The organism is Nesterenkonia sp. K-15-9-6 (genome assembly GCF_052656005.1).
In genome coordinates, this window is sequence record NZ_JBQYEY010000003.1 from 1 (window position 1) to 24,357 (window position 24,357).

26 protein-coding genes, 1 tRNA gene and 1 riboswitch are annotated in these 24,357 nt (G+C 70.6%); of the genes, 22 read left to right on the forward strand and 5 right to left on the reverse strand.

Annotated features, from left to right (window positions below; translation table 11 throughout):
• Positions 1 to 633 (forward strand): HNH endonuclease signature motif containing protein (locus SD455_RS02330; RefSeq protein WP_445507123.1); only part of this gene is annotated, 633 nt, incomplete at its 5' end.
• Positions 634 to 681: 48 nt separating this feature from the next.
• Here the strand turns inward: SD455_RS02330 and SD455_RS02335 are convergent.
• The gene (locus SD455_RS02335; RefSeq protein ID WP_445507124.1) at positions 682 to 1,314 is read right to left on the reverse strand and encodes a class I SAM-dependent methyltransferase; all 633 of its coding nucleotides are present in this window, start codon (positions 1,312 to 1,314) and stop codon (positions 682 to 684) included.
• Positions 1,315 to 1,407: 93 nt separating this feature from the next.
• Between SD455_RS02335 and SD455_RS02340 the strand changes: the two genes are divergently transcribed.
• From SD455_RS02340 to moeB, 6 genes are all read left to right on the forward strand, one after another.
• Positions 1,408 to 1,481, forward strand: a tRNA-Gly gene (locus tag SD455_RS02340).
• Between the two features lie 95 nt (positions 1,482 to 1,576).
• Positions 1,577 to 2,476, forward strand: a complete 900-nt coding sequence (locus SD455_RS02345; RefSeq protein ID WP_445507125.1) for a macrolide 2'-phosphotransferase — start codon at positions 1,577 to 1,579, stop codon at positions 2,474 to 2,476.
• 66 nt (positions 2,477 to 2,542) lie between these two features.
• Positions 2,543 to 2,649: riboswitch (TPP riboswitch) on the forward strand.
• A complete protein-coding gene (gene thiO, locus SD455_RS02350; RefSeq protein ID WP_445507126.1) occupies positions 2,639 to 3,859 on the forward strand; it encodes a glycine oxidase ThiO in 1,221 nt (406 codons plus the stop codon). It overlaps the preceding riboswitch by 11 nt.
• A 5-nt stretch (positions 3,860 to 3,864) precedes the next feature.
• A complete protein-coding gene (gene thiS, locus SD455_RS02355) occupies positions 3,865 to 4,104 on the forward strand; it encodes a sulfur carrier protein ThiS (RefSeq protein WP_445507127.1) in 240 nt (79 codons plus the stop codon).
• 4 nt (positions 4,105 to 4,108) lie between these two features.
• Positions 4,109 to 4,897 (forward strand): thiazole synthase, encoded by a 789-nt coding sequence (locus SD455_RS02360; protein ID WP_445507128.1) that lies wholly within the window; start codon positions 4,109 to 4,111, stop codon positions 4,895 to 4,897.
• Positions 4,890 to 6,167 carry a molybdopterin-synthase adenylyltransferase MoeB gene (gene moeB / locus SD455_RS02365; protein WP_445507129.1) on the forward strand — a complete coding sequence of 426 codons (1,278 nt, stop codon included), beginning with the start codon at positions 4,890 to 4,892 and terminating at the stop codon, positions 6,165 to 6,167. The genes SD455_RS02360 and moeB overlap by 8 nt, the downstream gene beginning before the upstream one ends.
• On the opposite strand, the gene SD455_RS02370 is transcribed toward moeB, so the two are convergent.
• Positions 6,130 to 6,891 (reverse strand): FadR/GntR family transcriptional regulator, encoded by a 762-nt coding sequence (locus tag SD455_RS02370; protein ID WP_445507130.1) that lies wholly within the window; start codon positions 6,889 to 6,891, stop codon positions 6,130 to 6,132. The two genes, moeB and SD455_RS02370, sit on opposite strands and share 38 nt — an antisense overlap.
• 149 nt (positions 6,892 to 7,040) lie before the next feature.
• Here SD455_RS02370 and eat point away from each other — a divergent pair, with 149 nt between their 5' ends.
• The 7 genes from eat to SD455_RS02405 are packed head-to-tail and all read left to right on the forward strand — an operon-like array spanning position 7,041 to position 14,130.
• Positions 7,041 to 8,489 (forward strand): ethanolamine permease, encoded by a 1,449-nt coding sequence (gene eat, locus SD455_RS02375; RefSeq protein ID WP_445507131.1) that lies wholly within the window; start codon positions 7,041 to 7,043, stop codon positions 8,487 to 8,489.
• A 52-nt stretch (positions 8,490 to 8,541) separates the two neighbouring features.
• Positions 8,542 to 9,936, forward strand: coding sequence for a glutamine synthetase family protein (locus SD455_RS02380; RefSeq protein ID WP_070161953.1), 1,395 nt, complete (start codon positions 8,542 to 8,544; stop codon positions 9,934 to 9,936).
• Complete coding sequence (locus SD455_RS02385) at positions 9,917 to 10,675, forward strand: gamma-glutamyl-gamma-aminobutyrate hydrolase family protein (protein ID WP_336582537.1); 759 nt, start codon at positions 9,917 to 9,919, stop codon at positions 10,673 to 10,675. The genes SD455_RS02380 and SD455_RS02385 overlap by 20 nt, the downstream gene beginning before the upstream one ends.
• On the forward strand, positions 10,672 to 12,057 hold the full coding sequence (locus SD455_RS02390) for an aldehyde dehydrogenase family protein (protein ID WP_445507132.1): 1,386 nt from the start codon (positions 10,672 to 10,674) through the stop codon (positions 12,055 to 12,057). The genes SD455_RS02385 and SD455_RS02390 overlap by 4 nt, the downstream gene beginning before the upstream one ends.
• Positions 12,054 to 12,863, forward strand: a complete 810-nt coding sequence (locus SD455_RS02395) for a 3-oxoacyl-ACP reductase (RefSeq protein WP_445507133.1) — start codon at positions 12,054 to 12,056, stop codon at positions 12,861 to 12,863. The genes SD455_RS02390 and SD455_RS02395 overlap by 4 nt, the downstream gene beginning before the upstream one ends.
• A gap of 30 nt (positions 12,864 to 12,893) precedes the next feature.
• Positions 12,894 to 13,247, forward strand: coding sequence for a hypothetical protein (locus SD455_RS02400; protein ID WP_139827835.1), 354 nt, complete (start codon positions 12,894 to 12,896; stop codon positions 13,245 to 13,247).
• Between the two features lies 1 nt (position 13,248).
• Positions 13,249 to 14,130: an alpha/beta fold hydrolase gene (locus SD455_RS02405; protein WP_445507134.1), complete on the forward strand. Its 882-nt coding sequence runs from the start codon at positions 13,249 to 13,251 to the stop codon at positions 14,128 to 14,130.
• Here the strand turns inward: SD455_RS02405 and SD455_RS02410 are convergent.
• On the reverse strand, positions 14,121 to 15,197 hold the full coding sequence (locus tag SD455_RS02410; protein ID WP_070161943.1) for an NADH:flavin oxidoreductase/NADH oxidase: 1,077 nt from the start codon (positions 15,195 to 15,197) through the stop codon (positions 14,121 to 14,123). The genes SD455_RS02405 and SD455_RS02410 overlap by 10 nt on opposite strands.
• Before the next feature lie 116 nt (positions 15,198 to 15,313).
• Here SD455_RS02410 and SD455_RS02415 point away from each other — a divergent pair, with 116 nt between their 5' ends.
• Positions 15,314 to 15,613, forward strand: a complete 300-nt coding sequence (locus tag SD455_RS02415; RefSeq protein WP_070161941.1) for an ArsR/SmtB family transcription factor — start codon at positions 15,314 to 15,316, stop codon at positions 15,611 to 15,613.
• A gap of 96 nt (positions 15,614 to 15,709) precedes the next feature.
• On the opposite strand, the gene SD455_RS02420 is transcribed toward SD455_RS02415, so the two are convergent.
• Positions 15,710 to 16,162, reverse strand: coding sequence for an acetyltransferase (locus tag SD455_RS02420; protein WP_445507135.1), 453 nt, complete (start codon positions 16,160 to 16,162; stop codon positions 15,710 to 15,712).
• A 333-nt stretch (positions 16,163 to 16,495) separates the two neighbouring features.
• On the opposite strand from SD455_RS02420, the gene srmL reads away from it, so the two are divergent.
• Positions 16,496 to 17,614, forward strand: a complete 1,119-nt coding sequence (srmL, locus tag SD455_RS02425; protein ID WP_445507136.1) for a PheS-related mystery ligase SrmL — start codon at positions 16,496 to 16,498, stop codon at positions 17,612 to 17,614.
• Between the two features lie 15 nt (positions 17,615 to 17,629).
• Here srmL and SD455_RS02430 read toward each other — a convergent pair whose 3' ends face one another.
• The gene (locus tag SD455_RS02430; protein WP_445507137.1) at positions 17,630 to 18,208 is read right to left on the reverse strand and encodes a hypothetical protein; all 579 of its coding nucleotides are present in this window, start codon (positions 18,206 to 18,208) and stop codon (positions 17,630 to 17,632) included.
• A gap of 82 nt (positions 18,209 to 18,290) precedes the next feature.
• On the opposite strand from SD455_RS02430, the gene SD455_RS02435 reads away from it, so the two are divergent.
• The 6 genes from SD455_RS02435 to SD455_RS02460 are packed head-to-tail and all read left to right on the forward strand — an operon-like array spanning position 18,291 to position 24,303.
• Positions 18,291 to 19,598 (forward strand): carboxylate--amine ligase, encoded by a 1,308-nt coding sequence (locus SD455_RS02435; protein WP_311025541.1) that lies wholly within the window; start codon positions 18,291 to 18,293, stop codon positions 19,596 to 19,598.
• A 10-nt stretch (positions 19,599 to 19,608) separates the two neighbouring features.
• A complete protein-coding gene (locus SD455_RS02440) occupies positions 19,609 to 20,595 on the forward strand; it encodes a carbohydrate kinase family protein (protein ID WP_311025540.1) in 987 nt (328 codons plus the stop codon).
• Between the two features lie 7 nt (positions 20,596 to 20,602).
• Positions 20,603 to 21,511, forward strand: coding sequence for a Cof-type HAD-IIB family hydrolase (locus tag SD455_RS02445; protein ID WP_445507138.1), 909 nt, complete (start codon positions 20,603 to 20,605; stop codon positions 21,509 to 21,511).
• The gene (locus SD455_RS02450) at positions 21,496 to 22,365 is read left to right on the forward strand and encodes a glycerophosphodiester phosphodiesterase (protein ID WP_445507139.1); all 870 of its coding nucleotides are present in this window, start codon (positions 21,496 to 21,498) and stop codon (positions 22,363 to 22,365) included. The genes SD455_RS02445 and SD455_RS02450 overlap by 16 nt, the downstream gene beginning before the upstream one ends.
• Positions 22,349 to 23,629 carry a sensor histidine kinase gene (locus SD455_RS02455; protein WP_445507140.1) on the forward strand — a complete coding sequence of 427 codons (1,281 nt, stop codon included), beginning with the start codon at positions 22,349 to 22,351 and terminating at the stop codon, positions 23,627 to 23,629. The genes SD455_RS02450 and SD455_RS02455 overlap by 17 nt, the downstream gene beginning before the upstream one ends.
• On the forward strand, positions 23,629 to 24,303 hold the full coding sequence (locus tag SD455_RS02460; RefSeq protein WP_445507141.1) for a response regulator: 675 nt from the start codon (positions 23,629 to 23,631) through the stop codon (positions 24,301 to 24,303). Before SD455_RS02455 ends, SD455_RS02460 begins: the two co-directional genes overlap by 1 nt.
• The last annotated feature ends 54 nt before the right edge of the window (positions 24,304 to 24,357 follow it).

Genomic DNA, 24,357 nt, shown 5'->3' on the forward strand with positions numbered 1-24,357 from the left:
GACCGGAACTGGGTGATCCCAGCCAGCGATGCCCGCCACCTCGCCGGTGATCCCCGCACCTGCCACGACTGGTACCAGGCCACCACCGGCCCGCACCAGCCGGGCGCAGGGGACGTCTCTCCGGACATCCTCTCGATCACTTACACCGGCCGCTACGCTCCGGCCCGGCTCCGCGATGCCATCATCTTCCGCGACGGGGTCTGCCAGGCACCGGGGTGCACCATCCCGGCGCAGCGCTGCGATCTTGACCATCGGCTCCCCTACCCGGCAGGCCCCACCAGCGGGCCCAACCTGCAGGCCCTGTGCCGCAGGCACCACCGGCTGAAGTCCCACGGACTTCTGACCAGTACAGACGATCCACCCACAGCCCTGAACACCCCAGCACCGCCGAAGACAGGAACGCCGCCGAATCCCCCGCCAACAACACCGTCGCCACCGTCCATTCAGCGGCCGGCAGCTCCACCGGCGCATCCCGATCAGCGGCGTCGTGGGCTGCCGCCTGCCTGGCAGCCCACGCGACGGCGCACCCCGGCGCCCCACGGCCGTGTCGACCTCATCGCAACGCACCACGCCACCCCGGGCTCCCGTAGGGGCGTGACCGTCCTCTACGAGACCAGCAGACGACGACACTGAGCCATACCTCTGCTGCCTGAGCCCAGCCTGGCCACCACTACCGCCGGATCACTTCCGCGCAATCACGTCGTACACATGCCAGTGCTTGGGGCCCCGGCCGCTGGGACCGTCGTACTCGCGCTCGTCGAGTTGCAGCACGGTGAGTCCACTCACCCATGCCTCCACGTCGTCGCGGGTGTGGAACGTCATCCCCTCCACGGCGGTCTCGCCGGTGGCCCAGGAGTCCCGGTCGCCGAAGAGCTGAGCGGCCAGGATCCCGCCAGGATGCAGCGAGGCGAGGAGGCGTTGCCACACCTCGACCAGATCGTCCTCCCGCAGGAAAGGCAGACTCAGGCAGGCCAGCACCAAGTCCACGCGCGGCAGATCGGCTGAGCACAGGTCGGCGCACACGGTGGTGAGACCGTCACCGAGTTCCGCGTCCTCGGCACGAGTGGTGACCGTATCCACCGCAGTCTGCTCACGGTCGATCGCGGTCACGTGGAACCCCGCGCTCAGCAGGTGAAGGGTCTCGGTGCCGTCGCCGCAGCCCAGGTCCACCGCATGGTGGACATCGCCAGCGCGGCGGGCCGCGGTGGACAGGTGCGCCAGAGCATCACGAAGCAGGGAGCGGGGCGGTCGGTCGGCGGTGCGCCGATAGTAGGCGGCCCAGTCGGCGTCGTCAGTGCTCGGGGAGGTGGCCATGAGAGTCACCGTAGCGGCCGATTGGAAATCACCCTGCCCAGGAGTGATAATCTCTACTCAGAAGTTCCTCGGGTCCGCGGATCCGGGTTCTGCGCGGATGTAGCTTAATGGTAAAGCTTCGGCTTCCCAAGCCGACGACGCGGGTTCGATTCCCGTCATCCGCTCCACCACTCAGGGGTGATGCACACGATGCATCACCCCTGATCACGTTTCGGCCCCTGTGCGCATTGCCGCAGAGAGAGCGCGCCAGTAGCGTGAACGGATGGACTCCTCAGCTCTCGACGACGTCATCCAGCGGGCCGTCTGGCATGGCCTGGCGCTCGACCAGAACGGCGTCGAGATCGTCGACGCGGGCCTCGACTTCCGCGTGGCGCTCGCCCATGATGCGGCGGGAGAGCGATGGGTCCTCCGGGTGCCGCGCCGGCCGGACGTCCTGCCGCGCATGGACGAGGAGGCCCGCATCCTTGAGTTCGTGCGCCCTCATCTGAGCGTCGCCGTCCCGGCCTGGGAGGTGCACTCCGAGGAGCTGATCGCCTACCGAGCGCTGCCCGGGCACCCGGGGCTGACCCTGCGTGGCGGGGAGCCGCAGTGGCACATGGATGCTGAGTCCCATGAGTTCGCCTCCGCGCTCGGCCGACTCCTGGCCGAGCTGCACAGCATCGACCCCGAGGAGGCCCGCGCCGCTGGGCTGGAGGTCCGCAGCCCGGAGGACTCTCGGGCCCGTTGGCAGGAGGAGATCGACGCCGTCGCCTCCGAGTTCGACGTGGCTTCAGACCTGCTGGCCCGGTGGCGTACCTGGCTCGACGCCGATGAGCTCTGGCCCCAGCGTGCTGTCATGACCCACGGGGAGCTGTACCCGGCGCACATCCTGCTCGGTGAGACCGGGCAGATCACCGGCATCCTGGACTGGACCACCGCCCGGGTGGACGACCCCGGACGGGATTTCTCGTACCAGTTCTCCATCGCCGGGCAGGAGGCGTTCGAGGTCACGGTGGACGCCTACGAGGAGGCCGGTGGCACCGTGTGGCCTCAGCTGGCCGAGCACTGCCATGAGCTGTGGGCCGCGTCCCCGGTGGCCTACGGGATGTTCGCGCTCACCACGGGAGATCCGCAGCACCGGATCGCCGCCGCGGCGCTGCTGAATCCCGAGGCGACGGGCTGAGGGTCTCGTCCAGAATTCGTCATGCCCCCGGCTCGGCGTACCTCCTCGGCGCCCCCTAGAATGGAACTGGAATTCCGTGGGAGCCCGGGCTGGCCGGGCTGAGAGGGCGAAACCGCCGACCACTCGGACTCGATGCGGGTCATGCCGCCGTGAGGAGGAGATGTGGGCGTCACCGTCGTGGGAGCAGGCGTCGTCGGGCTGCTCTCGGCGTGGGAGCTGCGCCGGCAGGGGCACCGGGTCACGGTGATCGCGCCGGACATCGCCCAGGGCGCAAGCTACGCGGCCGCCGGCATGCTCGCCCCCATCAGTGAGGTGCAATACGGCCAGGACCGGCTCTACCCCCTCATGACTGCCTCTCGGGCGGAGTATCCCGCTTTCCTGGCCACGCTGGCCGCCGCCGTCGACGCCCCCACCGGGTGGCGGGAGAACGGCACGATCCTGCTGGCCGCCGATCGGTCCGACCGCGACGCCGTCGCCCGGCTGGTGGCTGTCCAGCAGGCTCACGGCATGGAGGTGGAGCCGCTGACCTCCTCGGCGCTGCGGCGTCGTGAGCCCGGCCTCGCCCCCGGGATCTCCAAGGGCTGGGACGTCCCCAGCGACCACCAGGTGGACCCCCGGCTGCTGGCGGACTGTGCGGTGCAGGCCCTGCAGGCGCCGCTGGACGCGGCGCGGTTCCCCGACGTCGGCCCGCCCGCCGATCTCATCCAGGCCCGCGTCACCGCTGTGCACCCCACACCGGGCGGCGGCGCCCGGCTCACCCTCGACGACGGCACCGAACTCACCGACGACAAGATCCTCCTGGTGCCGGGGCTCGGCTACGCGGACATCGCCGGACTGCCCGAGCAGACCCCGCTGGATCTGCGACCCGTCCACGGGGACGTGCTGCGCCTGAAGGTCCGGCCCGGGCAGCTGCTGCCCGGCGAACAGCACATCGTCGGCGCCACCGTCCGGGCCACGGTGGCCGGCCGCAGCGTCTACCTGGTGCCACGGGCCGACGGCGGGCTCGTCGTCGGCGCCTCCTCCCGGGAGGACGGCCTGCCCGGCACCCACGCCGGCTCCGTGCAGGAGCTGCTCGACGACGCCGTCGCGATCCTGCCAGGCGTCAAGGAGACGGAGCTGGTGGAGATCACCACCCGGGCCCGGCCGGGCACCCCGGATGACATCCCGTACCTGGGTCGGATGGAGCAGGCCCCCGACGTCGTCATCTCCACCGGCTATTCTCGACACGGCATCCTGCTGGCACCCTTGGCCGCCCGGCTCGCCGCCGCGCTGCTGGGCGATGACGGCGAGGCCGCCCTGAGCGAGGCGGACCGGCAGATGCTGGCCCATATGAGTCCCACGCGGTCGACGACCGCACCCCAGCTGACCCCCACAGGATTGTGAGAGACATGCTCACCGTGACCATCAATGAGGAAGACGTGAAGTTCGACGACGGCGCCACCGTGGTCGACGCCGTCGCGCACACCACCGGGCGTGAGCTGAACCCGGACGGGACCCCCGCCGACGGGGGGCGCCTGGGCGTGGCCGTGGCCGTCAACGCCGCGGTCGTCCCGCGCAGCGCCTGGGCCACGACCGAACTGAGCCACGGCGAGGAGATCGAGATCGTCACCGCCGTGCAGGGAGGGTGACCGTATGGCCGCGCCGACCATCCCGACCGTCCAGGTGGGGGACTACACCCTGCAGAACCGGCTCATCATGGGCACCGGCGGCATCACTGACCTCGAGGCCCTGGAGCGGGCGCTGATCGCCTCCGGCACCACGCTGACCACGGTGGCGATGCGCCGCTACAGCCCGGAGACCAAGACCAGCGTGTTCGCCATGCTGGAGCGCCTGGGCATCGACGTGCTGCCCAACACGGCTGGCTGCTACACCGTCAAGGACGCGGTGCTGACCGCCGAGCTGGCCCGGGAGGCCCTCGAGACGAACCTCATCAAGATCGAGGTCATCGCTGACGAGCACACCCTGCTGCCGGACGTGATCGAGACCCTCGAGGCCACCGAGCAGCTCGCCGACCGGGGCTTCATCCCCATGGTCTACACCACCGATGACCCTGCCGCGGCCGTGCGCCTGGAGCAGGCCGGCGCGGCCGCCGTCATGCCCCTGGGTGCCCCCATCGGCACCGGCCTGGGGATTCTGAACCCGCACAACATCGAGCTCATCGCTTCCCGGGCGAACGTGCCGGTGGTCCTCGACGCCGGCGTCGGCGCCGCCTCCGAGGCCGCGCTGGCCCTGGAGCTGGGCTGCGACGCCGTGCTGGTGGCCTCCGCCGTCACCCGCGCCGAACGCCCCTCGGACATGGCACGCGCCATGGCCCTGGCCGTGGAGTCCGGGTGGCTCTCCGCCGGGGCGGGGCGGATCCCGCGCCGTCGTCACGCCCTGGCCTCCTCCGCGATGGAAGGAAGGATCGGCTCCGTTGACTGACACACGCCGGACCCAGATCAACGACCTCTCCCGCACCCAGCTGGAACGCTTCCAGCGGCACCTCTCGCTGACCGGCTTCGGCCCGGAGGCGCAACTGCGTCTGCTCGACTCCCGGGTGCTGGTGATCGGTGCCGGCGGACTCGGGGCGCCCATCCTCACCTACCTGGCCGCCGCAGGGGTCGGGACCATCGACGTCGTCGACCATGACGTGGTCGACCGCTCCAACCTGCACCGGCAGGTCCTGCATTCGGAGGCCTCCATCGGCCGCCCGAAGACGGAGTCCGCCGCTGCGGTGATGCGCGGACTGCACCCGGAGGTCACCGTCCACGAGCACCGGGAGCCCATCGGTCCGGAGAACGCCCTGGCGCTGGTGGAGACCGCGGACATCGTGGTGGACGGCTCCGACAACTTCGCCACCCGCTACGTGGTCTCCGATGCCTGCGAGATCGCCGGCAAGCCGCTGGTCTCCGGCTCCATTCTGCGCTTCGCCGGGCAGGTCAGCCTGTTCTGGTCCGCTCCGGATGAGGCGCACTGGCCAGCCGGTGGGCGGGGCCCCACCTACCGGGACCTCTACCCGGAGGCCCCCGACGCCGGGGAGGTCCCCACCTGTGCGGAGGCCGGGGTGCTGGGCGTGCTGCCCGGAGTCATCGGCACGCTCATGGCCACCGAGACCATCAAGTTCCTCGCCGGCGTGGGGGAGACCCTCCTCGGCCGGGTGATGACCTATGACGCGCTGACCGCCTCCTTCCGTGAGGTGCGGCTGCTGCCGGACCCGGACCGGGAGCCGGTCACCAGCATCGGCGCCGACGTCGCCGGGTTGGGCGGCGGGCCGGGTGCTGGTGCGGCCGCTGGAGACGCCTGCGCGGTGGAGGAGGATCCGGCCCTGCACCCGGTGGAGGGGGAGACCGATCCCTACACCGGGCACCCGTATGGCCCGGAGGACATCGGCATCCGGGAGCTGCACGCCGCCGTCGAGGCCGGGCGGATCGCCGGCGTGGTGGACGTCCGGGAGCCGTGGGAGTACGCGGCCGGGCACGTCGACGGCGCGGTCAACGTGCCGCTGGGCGAGCTGTGGCACGGCCAGGAGGTCCCCGGGCTCGACGAGGCCAGCGAGGATCGCCCCGTGGTGCTCTACTGCAAGATCGGCGTCCGCTCCCGGCAGGCGCTGGCGGTGCTGCGCCACCGGAATCCCGACGCCGGGCTGCGGAACCTGGTGGGCGGCTACGAGCAGGTCAAGGCTGTGACGGAGGAGCCGAGCCGGTCTCAGTGAGGAAGCCGCGCAGCAATGACGCGGTGCCCTCCAGGTGCTCGCGCATGAGCTCGTCGGCGCGTACCGGATCGCCCTGGAGGATGGCAGAGACGATCCCTTGATGCTGCTCCTGGGAATGGGCGATGTTCGAGTCTAGGAACGGGATGCGGTCCAGCAGTCCGCTGGCGGCGGCGCGAGCCTCCGCCACCGAGGCGGCCAGCATCGCCGAGCCGGAGAGGTCCGCGATCAGGCAGTGCAGACGGGCATCCAGTGGCCGATACTGGGAGGCCTCGGCGGCGTCCACGACCTCCAGGGCCTGGACCAGGGCGGACCGCTGCGCAGTGCTCAGCGTGGCGGAGGCTGCCAGGGCCGCGGCAGCCGGTTCGACGACGCCGCGGAAGGTCAGCACATCCTCGACGGCGGCCGCGTCCTCTGCGCCGAGGGAGGTCGCCGGAGCGGGCAGCTCCTCGGCGACGAACGTGCCCCCGTAGCGCCCTCGGCGCACCGAGAGGTAGCCGGCGGCCTGCAGCTCGGCCAGCGCGTCGCGCAGGGTGCTGCGCGAGACGCCCAGGGACTCGGCGAGCTCACGCTCCGGCGGCAGCTTATCGCCTGGGGCGAAGGTGCCCAGTCGGATGCCGCGCAGGACTCGGGCGATGGTCTCTTCGAGCACGTTGCCGCGCCGTGCCTGACCCAGCACAGGAGTGAGCGAGGCCATGGGCTCCGCGGGGGACGACGCATCCGGCATGCCATCAGCATGCCATATGGCTAGATTCAAAGGTCTCCTCTCGAAAATTTTGCGAGCGATCTTCTCGCTGACTCTTGACACTCTGCCGTGCGTCACCTCAGAGTGGTGCTGTTCAAAGGACTGAAAGCAGTCCATTGGGAGAGGGTGTCATGTCACGAGCACCAGGATCCACAGCCCACGTGGACTACACGCACCTCGGCGAGAGCTACATGAAGCACCGACAGCTGCGTCGAGGGGCGGCCGGATGGATCCTGCTCGCCGGCCTCGGCGTGGCCTACGTGATCTCCGGAGACTTCTCCGGGTGGAACATCGGCCTCTCGGTGGGCGGCTGGGGCGGTCTGCTCATCGCCTTCGTCCTCATGGGAGTGATGTACACGTGCATGGTCTTCGGGCTGGCAGAGATGTCCTCCACCATCCCCACCGCCGGTGCCGGCTACGGATTCGCCCGCAGAGCCTTCGGCCCGCTGGGAGGCTTCGCCACCGGCATGGCCGTGCTCATCGAGTACGCCGTCGCGCCGGCCGCCATCGCCACCTTCATCGGAGGCTATGTGGAGGCCCTCGGACTGTTCGGCCTCACGAACTCTTGGCCCATCTATCTGGCCGCCTACCTGCTGTTCATCGGCATCCACCTCTGGGGCGTCGGCGAGGCCCTGAAGGTCATGTTCGGCATCACCCTGATCGCCGTCGTCGCGCTCGCAGCCACCGTGTTCGGCCTGCTGCCCCATATGGAGGTCAGCAACCTCTTCGACATCGCCGCCGATGGTTCGGCCGGTTCCAGCGCCTTCCTGCCCTTCGGCATCACCGGCGTCATGGGTGCCCTGGTCTTCGGCATCTGGTTCTTCCTGGCCGTCGAGGGGGTGCCGCTGGCCGCCGAGGAGACCGCCGACCCCAAGCGGGACCTGCCCCGGGGCATCATCGTGGCCATGATGGTGCTGCTGGTCTTCGGCGCACTGATGCTCGTCCTGGTCCCCGGGGCCGCCGGCGCCGAGGCCATGGGCGCCTCCGAATCGCCGCTGCCCGAAGCGCTGCGCGCCGTACACGGCGAGGGGTCATGGCTGGCCACCTTCGTCAACTACGCAGGGCTCGCCGGACTGGTCGCCAGCTTCTTCTCCATCGTCTACGCCTACTCCCGGCAGCTCTTCGCCCTCTCCCGGGCCGGGTACCTGCCCCGCTTCCTGTCGCTGACCTCCACCCGCCGCACACCCTGGGTTGCGCTCATCGTCCCCGGCACCATCGGCTTCATCCTGGCCGCCGTCATCGGCGACGGCGGTCTGCTGATCAACATCGCCGTCTTCGGGGCCGCGGTGTCCTATGTGTTGCTGAATCTGAGCTACATCGTGCTGCGCATCCGGGAGCCGCAGCTGGAGCGCGGCTACCGCACCCCGGGCGGAGTGGTCACCACGTCCGTCGCATTGGTGCTCGCCGGCGTCGCGCTGATCGCCACCTTCGTGGTGGATGTCCGGGCCGCCGGCATCACCGGCGGGGTCTTCCTGCTGGCCCTGGCGTACTTCTGGTTCTACAGCCGCCACCGGCTGGTGGCCGACGCCCCGGAGGAGGAGTTCGCGCTGCTGGAGAAGGAGGAGAGCCAGCTGCACTGAGACCACCGTCCCCCGTCCTGTCCGCCAGCCCGCCCACCATCCGAGGAGCTCCATGAACCCGCTGGACCTCGACCATCTGCCGGCACCGCACAATGAGCGCATGCTCAGCGCATCGCAGCTGGCCCACGAGATCACCACAGGACAGATCGACTCCGTCATCCTGGCCTTCACCGACATGCAGGGCCGCCTCCAGGGCAAGGTCATCCACGGACAGTTCTTCCTGGACTCCGTGCTGGACCATGGAGCCGAGGCCTGCAACTACCTGCTCGCCGTCGACACTGACATGAACACTGTGGACGGCTACTCGCTCACCAGCTGGGAGACCGGCTATGGGGACATGGAGTTCATTCTCGACCACGGCACCATCCGCCGGGTCCCGTACCTGGAGCGCACCGCCATCCTGCAGGTGGACCTGGCCACCACGGATGGCCGCCCGGTGCCCGTCTCTCCACGGTCCCTGCTGAAGGCCCAGCAGGAGAAGGCCGCCGCGCTGGGGCTGACCGCGCTGGCCGGCACCGAGCTGGAGTTCGTGATGTACGAGGACTCCTATGAGGACGCCTCGGCGCGGGACTATCGGGGCCTGACCCCGGCCAACCAGTACAACGTGGACTACTCCATCCTGGGATCCATGCGGGTGGAGCCGCTGCTGCGGGACATCCGCAACGCCATGTACCAGGCGGGCATGACGGTGGAATCCGCCAAGGGGGAGTGCAACCTCGGCCAGCATGAGATCGCCTTCAAGTACGACGACGTCGTCACCACCGCGGACAACCACACCTTCTACAAGCTCTCGGCCAAGCACATGGCCTCCCAGCGGGGGCAGTCGATCACCTTCATGGCCAAGCCCAACGCGCGGGAGGGATCCAGCTGCCACATCCACATGTCCCTGCGCGGCCTCGACGGCGGCCTGGCCTTCTGGGACGCCGAGGCCGGGCGGCGCACTCCGCTCTACGACCACTTCATCGCCGGGGTGCTGTCCACCATGCGGGAGATGACGCTGTTCTACGCCCCCAACATCAACTCCTACAAGCGCTTCGCCAAGGGGTCCTTCGCCCCGACCACCATCGGGTGGGGCCTGGACAACCGCACCTGCGCGGTGCGCCTGGTCGGGGAGGGACTCTCCGCTCGCATGGAGAACCGGGTCCCCGGCGCCGACGCCAACCCCTACCTGGCCATGGCCGCGATGCTCGCCGGAGGTCTGCACGGCGTGGAGCAGAAGCTCGCGCTGCCCGAGGCCATCGAGGGCAACGCCTATGACGCCGACGCCGACCAGGTCCCCTCCACCATGGCCGAGGCCCGTGACCTGTTCGCCGGGTCCCCGGTGGTCCGCGAGCTCTTCGGCGAGGAGGTCGTCACCCACTACACCCACTACGCCGACGTCGAGCTGGAGCAGTTCCAGGCCGCGGTCACCGACTGGGAGGTGAGGCGTGGCTTCGAACGACACTGAGACGCCTATGGGCCGGCGGTCCGGGGCGGACCGTCCACGCATCGGGCTGACCACCTACTGGCAGCAGGGACGATGGGGAGTCTGGGAGGACACCGCAGCCATCGTGCCCGGCAACTACGTGCGCCGGGTCGTGGAGGCCGGCGGAACCCCGCTGCTGCTGCCGCCGGTGGGCACCGACGTCGGCGTCCTCGACGTCCTCGACGGGCTGATCGTCATCGGCGGCACCGATGTGGACCCGGCCCACTACGGGCGTCCGCCCCATCCGACCACGGTCGCCCAACCGGACCGCGACGAGCACGACCTCACCCTCACCCGGGCCGCCCTGGAGCGAGGGCTGCCGCTGTTCGCGATCTGCCGGGGACTGCAGGTGCTCAATGTGGCCCTCGGCGGCACCCTGCACCAGCACCTGCCGGACCTCGTCCCGGAGGCCGGGCCGCAGTACCAGCCGGCGCCGGGCCAGTACGGAGAGGTCGAGTTCCAAGTGGAGCCCGGCTCCCTGGCCGCCGAACTGCTCGGAGGGGCCGCGAGCTCGCCGTGCTATCACCACCAGAGCGTCGACCAGCTCGGCGGGGGCCTGCGGGTCACCGGCCGGGCCGCCGACGGGACCGTGGAGATCGTGGAGATGCCACAGGCCCCCGGCTGGGTGCTCGGCGTCCAGTTCCACCCGGAGGAGAACCCGCAGGACCTCCGACTCTTCGAAGGATTCATCGACGCCGTGCGCCAGGAGGCCGCCGTATGACCGTCCATGCTGTGATCAATCCCGCCACCGGTGAGGTGGTGAGCGAGATCGAGCTCGCCGAGCAGGAGCAGACCGACGCCGCCATCGCCGCCGCGGCCGCGGCCTACCCCGCCTGGCGGGACGTCGCCCCGGCGGACCGGGCTCGGCTGCTGCGCCGCTTCGCGCGGCTCGTCGACGACGACCTCGAGAACCTGGCCGCCCTGGAGGTCGCCAACAGCGGGCACACCCTCACCAACGCCCGGTGGGAGGCCGGCAACGTCCGGGACGTGCTGGAGTACTACGCGGCCGCCCCGGAGCGGAACTTCGGACGCCAGATCCCCGTCGCCGGCGGGGTGGACATCACCTTCCGGGAGCCGCTGGGAGTGGTGGGGGTCATCGTGCCCTGGAACTTCCCCATGCCGATCGCCGGCTGGGGTCTCGCCCCCGCCCTGGCGGCCGGGAACACCGTGGTCCTCAAGCCCGCCGAGCTGACGCCGCTGACCGCGATCCGGCTCGGCGAGCTCGCCCTGGAGGCGGACATCCCGGAGGGGGTGCTCACCGTGCTGCCGGGTCGGGGCGCCGTCGTCGGGGAGCGCTTCGTGACCCACCCGCAGGTGAAGAAGGTGGTGTTCACCGGCTCCACCACGGTGGGGAAGCGGATCATGGCCGGCTGCGCCGAACAGCTGACCCGGGTGACCCTGGAGCTGGGCGGCAAGAGCGCGAACATCGTCTTCGCCGACGCCGACGTTCAGGAGGCGGCCGCCCGCGCACCGGGCGGGGTCTTCGACAATGCAGGCCAGGACTGCTGCGCCCGCTCCAGGATCCTGGTGCAGCGCCGCGTGCTGGACCGGTTCCTGGAGCTGCTGGAGCCTGCGGTCCGCGAGGTCCGGGTGGGGGATCCCCGCCGCGAGGACACGGTGATGGGCCCGCTCATCTCGGCGGCGCACCGGGACCGGGTGGCCGGGTTCCTGCAGAACCCCGACGGCTCTGCCCGTGCTGACCTCCTCGTCCAGGGCGAGGCGCCGACCGGCCCGGGCCACTGGTTCCCGCCCACGGTGGTGATGCCCCGGGACCCACACGACCGTCTGCTCACCGAGGAAGTCTTCGGGCCGGTGGTCGCCGTCGTGCCCTTCGAGGACGAGGCCGATGCGATCCGCATCGCCAACGACTCCGACTACGGACTCTCCGGCTCCATCTGGACCCGTGACGTCGGCCGCGCCCTGCGGGTGTCCCGGGCCGTGGAGGCCGGAAACCTCTCGGTGAACTCCCATGCCTCGGTGCGGTACACCACCCCCTTCGGAGGGTTCAAGGCCTCCGGGATCGGCCGTGAGCTCGGCCCGGACGCCCTGGAGTCCTTCACTGAGGTGAAGAACGTCTTCATCGCGACAGAGGAGCAGTCATGACACAGACGCAGGAGCAGGCCCCCTACGGTGGGCTGGTCACCAACAGGCTCGCGGGCCGGGTCGCCACCGTCACCGGCGGGGCCTCCGGCATCGGGCTCGCCACGGTGCGGCGCCTGGCCCATGAAGGGGCGACCGTCGTCATCGCCGACGTCTGCGATCCGGCTCAGGGCGAGCAGATCGCCGACGAGGTGGGCGGGCTGTTCCTGCCCACCGACGTCACCGACGAACAGCAGGTCGCCGCGCTGTTCGCGACGGCGCAGGAACGCTTCGGGGCTGTGGACATCGCCTTCAACAACGTGGGCATCTCACCGCCGGAGGACGGCTCCATCCTAGAGACCGGCATCGACGCCTGGCGCAAGGTCCAGGAGGTCAACCTGACCAGCATCTTCCACTGCTGCAAACAGGTGATCCCCTATATGCAGGCCCAGGGGAGGGGATCGATCATCAACACCGCCTCCTTCGTGGCGGTGATGGGGGCGGCCACCAGTCAGATCAGCTACTCGGCCTCCAAGGGCGGGGTGCTCTCCATGAGCCGGGAGCTGGGCGTGGAGTTCGCCCGGCAGGGTATCCGCGTCAACGCGCTGTGCCCCGGCCCGGTGAACACCCCGCTGCTGCAGAAGCTCTTCGCCGAGGACCCGGAGCGGGCGGCCCGCCGGCTGGTGCATGTGCCCGTGGGGCGCTTCGCCGAGCCGGAGGAGCTGGCGGCCGCCGTCGCCTTCCTGGCCTCCGACGACGCCTCCTTCATCACCGCCAGCGAATTCCTCGTCGACGGAGGGATCTCAGGGGCCTATGTGACGCCGCTGTGATCCGGTACAGTCAGTTCGAAGGGGGAACTGATGAGTGCTGATGCTGAGAACGTGATGCCGCGCCGCTTCGCCGCGATCGCCGCCGCCCTGGGCCTGACCGCCGTGTTCGGCGGGTCTGCCGCCGTCGTCTCCCAGCAGGAGGGCCCCGACGCCGTGACGGCCTCGCTGAGCCCGGAGAAGCAGGCGTTGCTGGACACCGACGACGATCTCTTCGTCACGGTGGACCTCGCCTCCAGCCAGATCACCGACGTCACCGTCCCGGAGGTCGCCGGTGCTCCCGGGACCCTGAGCGCCCAGGAGCGGGAGCTGCTGAACTCCGGCTCCCCCACGATCGTCACGATGGACGTGGACACCGGGGAGATCGTCTCCGTCCGCGCGGCCTGACATGCGTGAGGAGCGGATCGTCGCCAACGGCGTGACGCTCGCCTGCGAGATCCACGGGGATCCCGACGACCCCACGCTGCTGCTGATGCACGGTGCGGGACAGTGCCTCGTGGCGTGGCACGACGACCTGGTCTGGCGCTTCGTCGACGCGGGCCGCTGCGTGGTCCGCGTGGACAGCCGCGACGCCGGCCTGTCCACCACGAGCCCAGCCGGGGAGCCTGGCTATGGAATGGCCGATGCCGTGGAGGACGTCAGTGCGCTGCTCGATGCCCTCGAGACGCCGCGGGCGCACCTCATCGGAGTCTCCGGCGGGGCCGCGGTGGCCCAGGTGATGGCCCTGGACCACCCGGGGCAGGTCGCCACGCTGACGCTCATGGCGGGGACCCCCGGCGGACCGGGTCATGAGGCCGCCGATCTGCCCCCGATGACCGAGGAGCTGCGCGCGTGGTTCTCCGCCGCCGGTGACGCCCCGCCGCCGGACTGGTCCGACCGCGAAGCCGCCGTCGACCGCCTGATCGAGGAGGAGCGTCCGTTCGCCGCGGCCTCCCGCCCCTTCGACGAGGCGCAGGCGCGGCAGATCGCCGAGAAGACCGTGGACCGCGCCGTCGACCTCGAAGCCATGATGACGAACCCGTTCCTCGTCTCAGCCGGAGAGCCCTGGCGACACCGCCTGGCGGAGATCACCGCGCCCACTCTGGTCCTCCACGGGGAGGAGGACCCGCTGCTGCCACTCGGGCACGGCCGCGCGCTCGCCGCGGAGATCCCGGGAGCCCGACTCATCGAAGTGCCGGGCATGGGTCATGAGATCGTGCCGCGCCACCAGTGGGATCGGATCGTCCCGGTGATCGTCGCGCACACCGAGGCGGCCACCGCTCAGCGGTAGGCGCGCTCGTAGGGCGCCGGCTTGTACGGCATGTCGTAGCGCAGCGCCTCGGCCGCCCGGATGGGGAAGTTGGGGTCGCGCAGGGACTCGCGGCCCACCAGCACCACGTCGGACTGGCCCAGTGCCACGATCTGCTCGGCCTGGAACGGGTCATCGATCATCCCGACCGCGGCCACCGGAAGCCCCGTGGCCTCCTTGATCGACGTCGCGAACGGCAGCTGATAGCCCGGGCCCACGGGGATCTCGGCCGGGACGTTCCCGCCGGAGGACACCGAGATCATGTCCACCCCGTGCTCGCCCAGCCAGGAGGACACGGCCTCCGTCTGCGGGAGGTCCCAGCCGCCCTGGACCCAGTCGGTGGCAGAGAGCCGCACGATCATCGGCACCTGCTCGCCCACCTCGGCGCGGACGGCGTCCACCACCTCCAGCAGCAGCCGCGCCCGGTTCTCCAGGGAACCGCCGTAGGCGTCGGTGCGCTCATTGGACAGCGGGGAGAGGAACTCATGGAGCAGGTAGCCGTGCGCCCCGTGGATCTCCAGGACGTCGAAGCCGGCGTCCACGGCGCGGCGGGCGGCCGCGGTGAAGGCGACGACGACGTCGGCGATCCCCTCCGCCGTCAGCTCGGTGGGCACCGCCAGGCCGTCATAGGCCCTCGGCGAGGGACCGACCGGCTGCCAGCCGCCGCGCTCGGCCGGCACATTGCCCTCGGGGTGGTCGCCCCAGGCCCGCCAGGTGGAGGCCTTGCGGCCGGCGTGGGCCAACTGGATGGCCGCGGCCGCACCCTGTGAGTGGATCATCGCGGTCAGACGCCGGAAGGCCTGGGCCTGCTCGTCGTTCCACAGCCCCAGGTCCTCCGGGCTGATGCGCCCCTCCGGGGACACGCCGGTGGCTTCCACGGTGACCAGGCCGGCGCCGCCGCGGGCCAGGGAGCCCAGGTGCATCAGGTGCCAGTCGGTGGGGACGCCGTCCTGGGCGTCCACCGCGTACTGGCACATCGGCGGAATCCAGATGCGGTTGCGGATCTCGAGTCCGCGCAGCGTGAGGGGGTCGAAGAGTGCGCGCGTCATGGCGGTCCTTCCTGCGAAGCCAGATTTGTACGAGAGTCCTCGTACTACGACAGGTACCATACAACTGCAGGGCCGCTGAGGGAACCATGACGTCATCAACGTGAGGGAGGGCACCCATGCGCACGCTGGAACATCCCGGAGTCGAGGAGCTGACCCTCGACGCCGTCCTCTCCGCGCTGGCCGATCCGGTCCGGCGCACCATCGTCGCTCAGCTTGACGTCGGCCACGAGGACCAGGCGTGCATCGCCTTCGATCTGCCGGTGTCCAAGTCCACCTCCACGCATCACTTCCGGGTGCTGCGCGATGCCGGGATCATCCGACAGCGCTACGCCGGCACCGCCATCCGCAGCTCCCTGCGCCGTGAGGACCTGGACGCTCGCTTCCCCGGGCTCCTCGACGCGGTGCTGCGCGGGTGACCCACTGGTCGGGCTCAGATCGTGTCGTGTGATGTGATCTCGTATGAGGTGTGGCCGTGATCGGCGCGGCGGTTCCGTGGGCTGGAGGATCAGGGATCAGGCAGGCCTGCTGAGCCTCAGGTGGAGCAACGGGTACGGCCGACCGGCTTCGTCGGTCTCGCTGCGACCGACGACCTCGAATCCACGGTGAGCGTAGAAGCCCGCGGCCGAGGCGTTCTGCTCGTTCACATCAACCGTGGTGACGGCGTGATCCTTGATCGCATGGGCGAGCAGCGCGGTGCCGATTCCACTGTCACGGTGGGTCGCATCGACGAACAGCATCTCCAGCGTTCCGTCGAGTACGCCTGAGAATCCCACCGGTCGACCATCGCGTTCTGCGACTGAGACCACGACTGCCGGAAAGTAGTCGGACTGCAGTCTGGTCTCGATCTCATCCCGATCCGCTTCGGCAAGGAAGTCGTGGGTCGCGTCCACAGCGCCCCGCCAGATCGCAGCGAGCGTCGGATACTCTGCAGCTCCGATCGAGGGCCGAATGCTCACAACGGGCACGGCAGGTCCATTTCGCGAAGGCATCAGTCCATCCTCCCAGAGGGCACGATGACGGCGGCACCGTCCATGAAATTCAGCACTGCGGAGACGCTCAACAGCGCGCCCGCAGTCGAGCTGATGATGAGCGGTGCAGTGTCGTTGTCCATCATGGGCCTCCGTGCAGTGGGGTGGGTATCCTGGTGCCATGCTCAGGCAGCAGCGATTTCGGAGCCCCCGGCCGGTTGATGGCCGCGGGGCAGTCGATGCGCGCTTGGCACGCTGAAGGTCTCCGCAGGTACGGCCGGGGGAAGTCTCTTATCCCTCACCACCCTGCACACACTCTGGAGACCCCTCATGTCGCCTGCCGACCATCTGACTTCTGACCAGCTCTGCCGTGCCCTGAACCTGCGCGACCTCACCGATCCCACCCAGGGCGGACACGCCATCCAGGTCCTTCTGGATGCCGTCGTGGGGCGATTGCGTTCCGCATGGCACTGTACCGTCCGCACCGTACGCCACTCTCCGATCGTCGCAGTGCGCGAGAACTACGACCGCCTCGGCTATGACTCCGACGACGTCACCCGCGCGCGCCGGTACACGCGCTACATCAGTCCGACGGTGATGCTCCGCAGCCATACCAGCGCTGAGCTGCCGAGCGCCCTCGAACGCTATGTGGGGCGAGACGACGTCGACGAGCTGATCGTCGCCCCCGGCCTCGTGTACCGGCGCGACGCCGTCGATCGGAGCCATGTGGGCGAGCCGCATCAGGTGGACCTCTGGCGCATCCGCAGCACTCCGGAGACCGGCGACGAGGACATGCTCACGATGATCAGCTGCCTGGTCGAGACGGTGCTTCCGGGCGCGGAGTGGACGATGACCGATGTCACGCACCCCTACACGGTGGGTGGCCGACAGATCGACGTGCTCCACGAGGGGGAGTGGCTCGAGCTTGCCGAGTGTGGGCGCATCCATCCCGACGTGCTGCGAGGGTCTGGGCTCGACCCGGAGCGGTGGTCAGGCGTCGCGCTCGGCATGGGTCTGGAGCGGGCGCTGATGCTGCGTAAGGGCATCCCCGACATCCGCTGTCTGCGCGCCGAGGACCCACGCATCGCCGCGCAGATGCTCACGCTGGAGCCATGGCGGCATGTCTCACCGCTGCCGGCGGTCCGGCGCGACATCTCCGTGGTTCTGTCGGCCGACGAGGACGAGGAGACGCTCGGCGACACCGTCCGCACCGCTCTGGGCGACGACGCCGGCGTCGTCGAGTCCCTCGAGGTGCTCAGTCGGACCGCGCATGAGGACCTGCCCGAGGCTGCGCGTTCGCGGCTGGGCACGCAGGAAGGGCAGGTCAATCTCCTGCTGCGGATCGTGCTGCGACCCCTCGACCGCACACTCACCTCGGACGAGGCCAATGTCATCCGCAACACGATCTACACGGCAGTGCATCAGGGGCCGGTGCTGGAGCTGATCTGAGATCGCTCGCGCCGGTCATCCCCGCGCGCGGCTGATCCGCTGGCGCAGTCCGCTGACCCGTACCACCGGCTCCAGCTCACGCTCGGCTCCCCGCAGCGGCCATGAGGTCCAGGGTGTGGTCGCCGCCGAGAGCTCCGCCCAGATCACGCCACGGTCGTGATGCTCGCGCACCAGCGCGGTGAAGCGCCCACTGGCCTGCGCCTCGGCCGAGTCTGCGGCGTGGGAGCCGGTGCGTCGCCGGGCCAGCACCGCCAGGTCCCGCAGCTCGGCGGCCTCACCGGCGCTCAGATGCGGGTGCTCCACTGGCCGCCGTCGGGCCGGGGCGGGACGGGCGTAGGCCGGGAACAGGGCGGCGACGTCGGCGGCGACCTCGCCCTCATGGCGGGCGGCGAACTGGCGCATCCGCTCGGCGCTGACCTCGCACGGCTCGGCCAGCAGACGCATCGGCCACCCTGCGCCCTTCGCCGCGGCCGCCAGCTGGGCCAGGGACGCCGCCTGCCGCTTCTGCTCGGCCGATCGGACCGGCGCCGCCGCATAGCCTCGGTAGGCCTCCAGCAGGGCGTCCCGGGCGGCGTCGGGCAGGGTCTCCTCCATGCTTCGACCCTAACAGCGGGCCTCAGCGAGCCGGTGCCCGGTATTCAGGCTCCATCCACCGTTCTTTGCTAGCGTCATGGCCATGCGGATTCCTCAGGAGCAGCCCTTCGTCCCGGTCATCACCGGCGGCGACGTGGGCACCTACTCCCTGGCGCGCGAGTTTCACGAGGCCTACGGCGCGATCTCGGCGGTGATCCCCACCGCGGTCAACCGCAACCTCAAGCACTCCCGCATCCTGGAGGCCTTCCCCGCGGGCCCGATGACCACGCCGGAGCCGGTCATCGCCACGCTCAAGGAGGTCGCCGCCCTCCTCACCGACGACGGCGCCCATCGGCGTCCGCTGCTGCTGCTGGCCAACTACGACCACCTGGTCCGCTTCGCCGTGGACCACCGGGACGAGCTGGAAGAGGTCGGCTACACGATCCCCTACCCCTCGGCGCAGCTGCTGGACCGGGTGGCGCTGAAGGAGAACTTCTACGCCCTGTGCCGGGAGCTCGGCGTCCCCTACCCGAAGACCGCCGTCTACGACTGTGCCGCCCACACCGACGAGCGCGCGGAGGCGTTCGTCGCCGAAGAGCTGGCGGGCGCCGGTGTGGCCTACCCGTTGGTGCTCAAGGCCGGCGACGGCGGCGCCTGGGCGGACATCAGCTTCACCGGCCGCCGCAAGGTCCACTACGTGGACGACGCCGAGGAGCTCACCAGCCTGCTGGTCCGGGCCTCCGAGGCCGGCTACACCGGGTCGCTCATCGCCCAGGAGCACATCCCCGGCGCCGACTCTCAGCTGCGGCTGGCCACCTACTTCTGCGACCAGAACGGCCGGGTGCGGCTCACCGCCTACGGGGAGGTCGTCGTCGAGGACCACGCTCCCGGGCTCGAAGGCAACTCCCCGGCGGTGCTCACCTCCCGGGACGAGGCCGTGGAGAAGCAGGGCGCGGCGCTGCTGCGTGCCATCGGCTGGCGCGGCTTCGCCATGTTCGACATCAAGGTGGACCCCCGCGACGGCGTCGCGAAGTTCTTCGAGCTCAACCCTCGGCTGGGCCGCAATCACCACTACCTGACCGCCTCCGGGGTGAATCCGGCGCGGCTCTACGTGGAGGAGCATCTCCACGGCGGGCTGGGCGGCCCCGACCACCAGGTGGCCAAGCAGCCGGCCCTGCACACCACCCTGCCGCTGCCACTGGTGAAGAAGCACGCCAACGCCGAGCAGCGCCGCCGGATCGCGGAGCTGGCGGAGCAGGGACGCATCGTCAACCCGTTCCTCCATGAGGCCGACGGCGACCTCCGCCGGATCCTCTACCAGCGGGCAGTCCAGGCCAAGGCCTTCCGCACCTACCGGCAGTACCCGCCGCCCGCCGGGGGCGACCTCCGCAAGTCAGCCCAACTGCGGTAGTTTAGGGTCCATGAGTGCATACCTGGCGGTCATCGGCGAGTGCTTGGTGGATGTGGTCCATTCGGAGACCTCGGAACCGAAGGCCCATGTCGGCGGCAGCCCCTTCAACGTCGCAGTCGGCCTGGCCCGGCTCGAGCACGACGTCGTGTTCGCCGGGCGGCACGGAGAGGACGAATACGGGCGCATGATCGCCCGCAGCCTCCGCGCGCAGGGCATCACCGCCCTGCTGGAGCCGGACGCCAGTCCCACCTCGGTGGCGAAGGCCACCCTGGACCCCACCGGGCAGGCCAGCTACGAATTCACCCTGGACTGGACGCTGCCCTCGGCCGCGCAGCTGGAGGAGGCGTTCTGCGCCCTGGCCCGGGAGGCCGAGCCGGACGCCGAGCCCGCCCTGGACCTGCTGCACACCGGCTCCATCGGCGCGATGATGCAGCCCGGTGCGGAGACCGTCAAGGGCCTGCTGCATCGCGCCCGCGACGTCGCCACCATCAGCTACGACCCCAACTATCGGCCCTCCATCATCCCCAACCGGGAGGAGGCCCGGGACCAGGCCGAGGAGTTCATCTCCCTGGCCGACGTCGTCCAGGCCTCCACCGATGACATCGATCTGCTCTACCCGGAGCGCCCCTACGAGGAGACGATGCAGGCCTGGCTGGACCTGGGCCCCGGCGTCGTCGTCATCACCCGGGGAGCCTCCGGGGCCATGGGCCTGGCTCGCTCCGGGTTCGTGGACCAGCCGGCGTTCTCCATCGAGGTGGCCGACACGGTCGGCGCCGGGGACTCCTTCATGGCCGCCACGCTGTCCACGCTGCGCGGACTGGGCCTGCTCGGCGCCTCCCGCCGGTCCGCCCTGCAGGACATCAGCCAGGAGCAGCTCACCCGTGTGCTGTCCACCGCCGCGCGCGCGGCGTCCATCACCTCCTCGCGGTTCGGCGCCCAGCCCCCGACGGCGGTGGAGCTGGCCGCCGCGCTCGAAGAGGGTGCCGGGACTGCGTAGCGCGCCGGTGACCACGCTGGAGCGGACCCGGCTGATCGCCAGCGACATCGACGGCACCATCCTCAGCTACGCCTCCGCGCAGACCGGAGTGGTCACCGAACGCACCGTGGCGGCCTTCCGCGCCGCCCGGGCCGCCGGGGTGCGTGTGGTGCTGGTGACCGGCCGTCCCGTGCGCTGGCTCAAGCCCGTGGCCGACGCGCTCGGCGGCATCGGCCCGGTGATCTGCTCGAACGGGGCGGTGGTCTATGACCTCGCCGAGGACCGGCTGCTGCGCCAGGACCCCATCGATCAGGACATCGTGTTCACCGTGCAGGAGCAGATCCGGCAGATCGACCCGGAGGCCAGCTTCGCCGCGGAGACCCTGCAGAAGGTCCACGCCGAACCGCCCTTCCTGGTGGACTCCCTGTTCTTCGAGGAGGACCGTCGGCGGGCCGCCGGCGTCACCGACGACATGCTCAGCCTCGGGCCTCTGGAGGAGACCCTCTCCGCGGACAGGCCCGAAGCCGGAGAAGGCTCCGGCGTGGTGAAGCTGCTGGCCAAGACCACCGTCATGGACGCCGACGCCTTCCTGGAGGCGGTCCGGGCGAAGGCCGGCGCGCTGGTCACGGTCACCCATTCGGCCCCCGGGGTCAGCCTGCTGGAGCTCTCCGCGAAGGGCGTGGACAAGGCGGCCGCGCTGCGGCGCTTCGCCGCCGCCGAAGGCATCACTCGAGACCAGGTCATCGCCTTCGGGGACATGCCCAATGACATCGAGATGCTGCAGTGGGCCGGCACCTCCTGGGCGGTCGGCTCGGGCCACCCCATGGCGCGCTCAGCGGCCCAGCACCTGACCGCCGACTGCGACGAGGACGGCGTCGCGCAGGTGCTGGAGGACCTGCTCGACGGCGGAGACGGTGTCCTGTGCGGTACCTCCTGAACACCGAACCCGGCCCCCTGCAGGGACGCGTCCTCGCCTTCGCACACCGCGGAGCCGACCCGACGCGGGAGAACACCATGGGCGCCTTCCGGCGGGCCGTGGCGCTCGGCTACCGCTATCTGGAGATCGACGTCCGCACCGCCGCCTGCGGCACCCTGGTGGTCTTCCACGACGAGTCCCTCGACCGCGTCACGGACGGCACCGGGAAGCTCCGCGAGAAGACCTGGGACGAGCTCTCCCGCCTGCGCGTGGGACCCGCCGGCCGCGCCGGAGACGCCGACGCCCGGCTGGTCCGTTTCGAGGACCTGCTCACCGCATGGGACGACGTCCACCTCAACGTGGACCTCAAGGACGCGGAGTCGGTCGCCGAGTTCGTGCGGATCGTGGAGGAGCACCAGGCCCACGACCGGGTGTTGGTGGCCAGCTTCCACGACGCCCGACGACGGCGCACCGTCCAGCGGTTCACCCGCCCGGTGGCCTCCTCCGCCGGGTGGGCCTCCACCGCACTGTTCGTCTTCCTCGGTCCGCTGGGGCTCACCCGGGCGATCGCCGGCCGCGCCGCCGACGTCGACTGCCTCCAGGTGCCCGTGAAGCAGGGACCCGTCCGCGTGGTCACCCCCGGCTTCCTGCGTCGCTGCCATCGGGCCGGGCTGCAGGTGCACGTGTGGGTGGTGGACGACCCGGTGGAGATGCACCGACTCCTCGACATGGGCGTGGACGGTCTGATGACTGACGACGCCGAGGCGCTGGCCGCCGTCATGCGGGAACGGTCGCTCTGGCCCCAGCGCGGGGCGGAGACGCCAGAGGACGCCGCGGAGGACGCGGGGGAGGCCGGAGATGTCGGCGGCCCGTGACGACACGCTGCCCGACCCCTGGCACGTCCGTCTCGGTCAGGGGCTGACCCAGCGCCCGTGGATCATCGACGGCGGCCTCATCGCGCTGCCGCTGACGCTGCTGTCCGTGCTCTCGGCGGCCCAGAACCAGGGGTACACGTTCTTCGGCGGCCCCGCCCCTTGGGGGCTGGTCCTCGCGCTGGACCTGCTGACCATCCTGCCGCTGACGGTGCGCCGGATGAGGCCTGCCTGGGCCGCCGGGCTGATCGCCCTCGGGGCGCTGGGGCAGATCCTCACCCTGGTGGGCCCCGGCTTCAGCGCCTTCACCGTGCCGTTCGTGCTGTACTCGGTGGCCAAGTTCGGCAGCCGCCGGGCCTCACGGCTCTACCTGGGAGTGGCGCTGGCCGGGGCGGTCCTGCTGGGGCTCTACGCGCTCGTCCAGCAGCTCCTGGTGCTCCCGGCCTACGCGATCCGCCTGGAGACCCTCTTCGTGGTGCTGCTGATGACCGGCTTCGCCGCCGCCGTCGCCATGGTGGCCTGGCTGCTGGGCGACCTGGCGGGGCGCCGTCGTCGGGAGATCGCCGCCATCACCGAGCGCAACGAGCTGCTGGAGCGCGAACGCGACCACGAGACCCGGCTGGCCGCGGACGCCGAACGGATGCGCATCGCCCGGGAGATGCACGACGTCGTCAGCCACTCGATGTCCGTGATGATCGCCCAGGCCGACGGCGGACGCTACGTGGTGGCCCAGGACCCGCAGGCCGCCGCCGGCGCCTTCGAGACCATCGGGCGCACCGGCCGGGAGGCGCTGACCGAGATGCGCCGCATGCTGGGAGTGCTGCGCGAGGAGCGCGAATCCCTGCTGGTGCAGCCGGCCCCGGGGCTGGAGGACCTGGAGCGGATGATCGCTGACGTCCGCGCCGCCGGCCTAGAGGTGACGTTCACCGACCGCGTGGCCGAGACCCTGCCCGGCGGGCCCCCGCTCGCCGAGGGGGCCGCGCTGGCGGTGCACCGGATCATCCAGGAGGCTCTGACGAACACCCTGAAGCACGGCGGACCCGGCGCCACCGCCGAGGTCACGCTCTCCGCCGAGGACGGCTGGCTGGTGGTCGAGGTGCGCGACACCGGCCGGGGCGCCCGGGCTGAGGGCGACGGCGCCGGGTCCGGACTGCTGGGGATGGCCGAACGGGCCCGACTCCACGGCGGAGACGTCCAGACCCGCGCGCACGCCGGCGGCTTCGACGTCGTCGCCCGCATTCCGCTCACCACCGAGAAGGAGTCCTGATGTCCACCACTTCCACGTCGGTGCTGCTGGCCGACGACCAGGCGCTGCTGCGCGCCGGGTTCGCCATGGTCATCGACTCCCAGCCCGACATGCACGTGGTCGCCCAGGCCGGCGACGGCCAGCAGGCCCTCGACGCCGTCGCCGCACATGCCCCCGACGTCGTGCTCATGGACATCCGCATGCCGGTGCTCGACGGGCTCGGGGCCACCCGCAGGATCACTGCCTCCGGGGAGCAGGCACCGAAGATCATCGTGCTCACCACCTTCGACACTGACGAGTACGCCGTCGAAGCGCTGCGCGCCGGTGCCTCGGGGTTCCTGCTCAAGGACGTCCAGCCGGAGATCCTGCTGGACTCCATCCGCACCGTGACCACCGGGGGAGCGGTCATCGCGCCCACCACCACCCGGCGGCTGCTGGAGACCACCCTGCTGGGCTCCCGACGGCGGCAGCCCACCGCCGCCCAGCAGGCCAAGCTCGAGTCGCTGACCGCCCGGGAGGCCGAGATCCTCCAGGAGATGGCCACCGGCGACTCCAATGCGGAGATCGCCCGCCGCCTGTTCCTCTCCGAGGCCACCGTGAAGACCCATGTGGGGCATGTGCTGACCAAGCTGGAGGTCCGGGACCGGGTGCAGGCGGTGGTCTTCGCCTACGACTCCGGGCTGGTGGGCCACTGATCTCTCATCCTGCAGGATGAGGCCGAGACCATCCTCTGCTCCGATGTGAGCTGA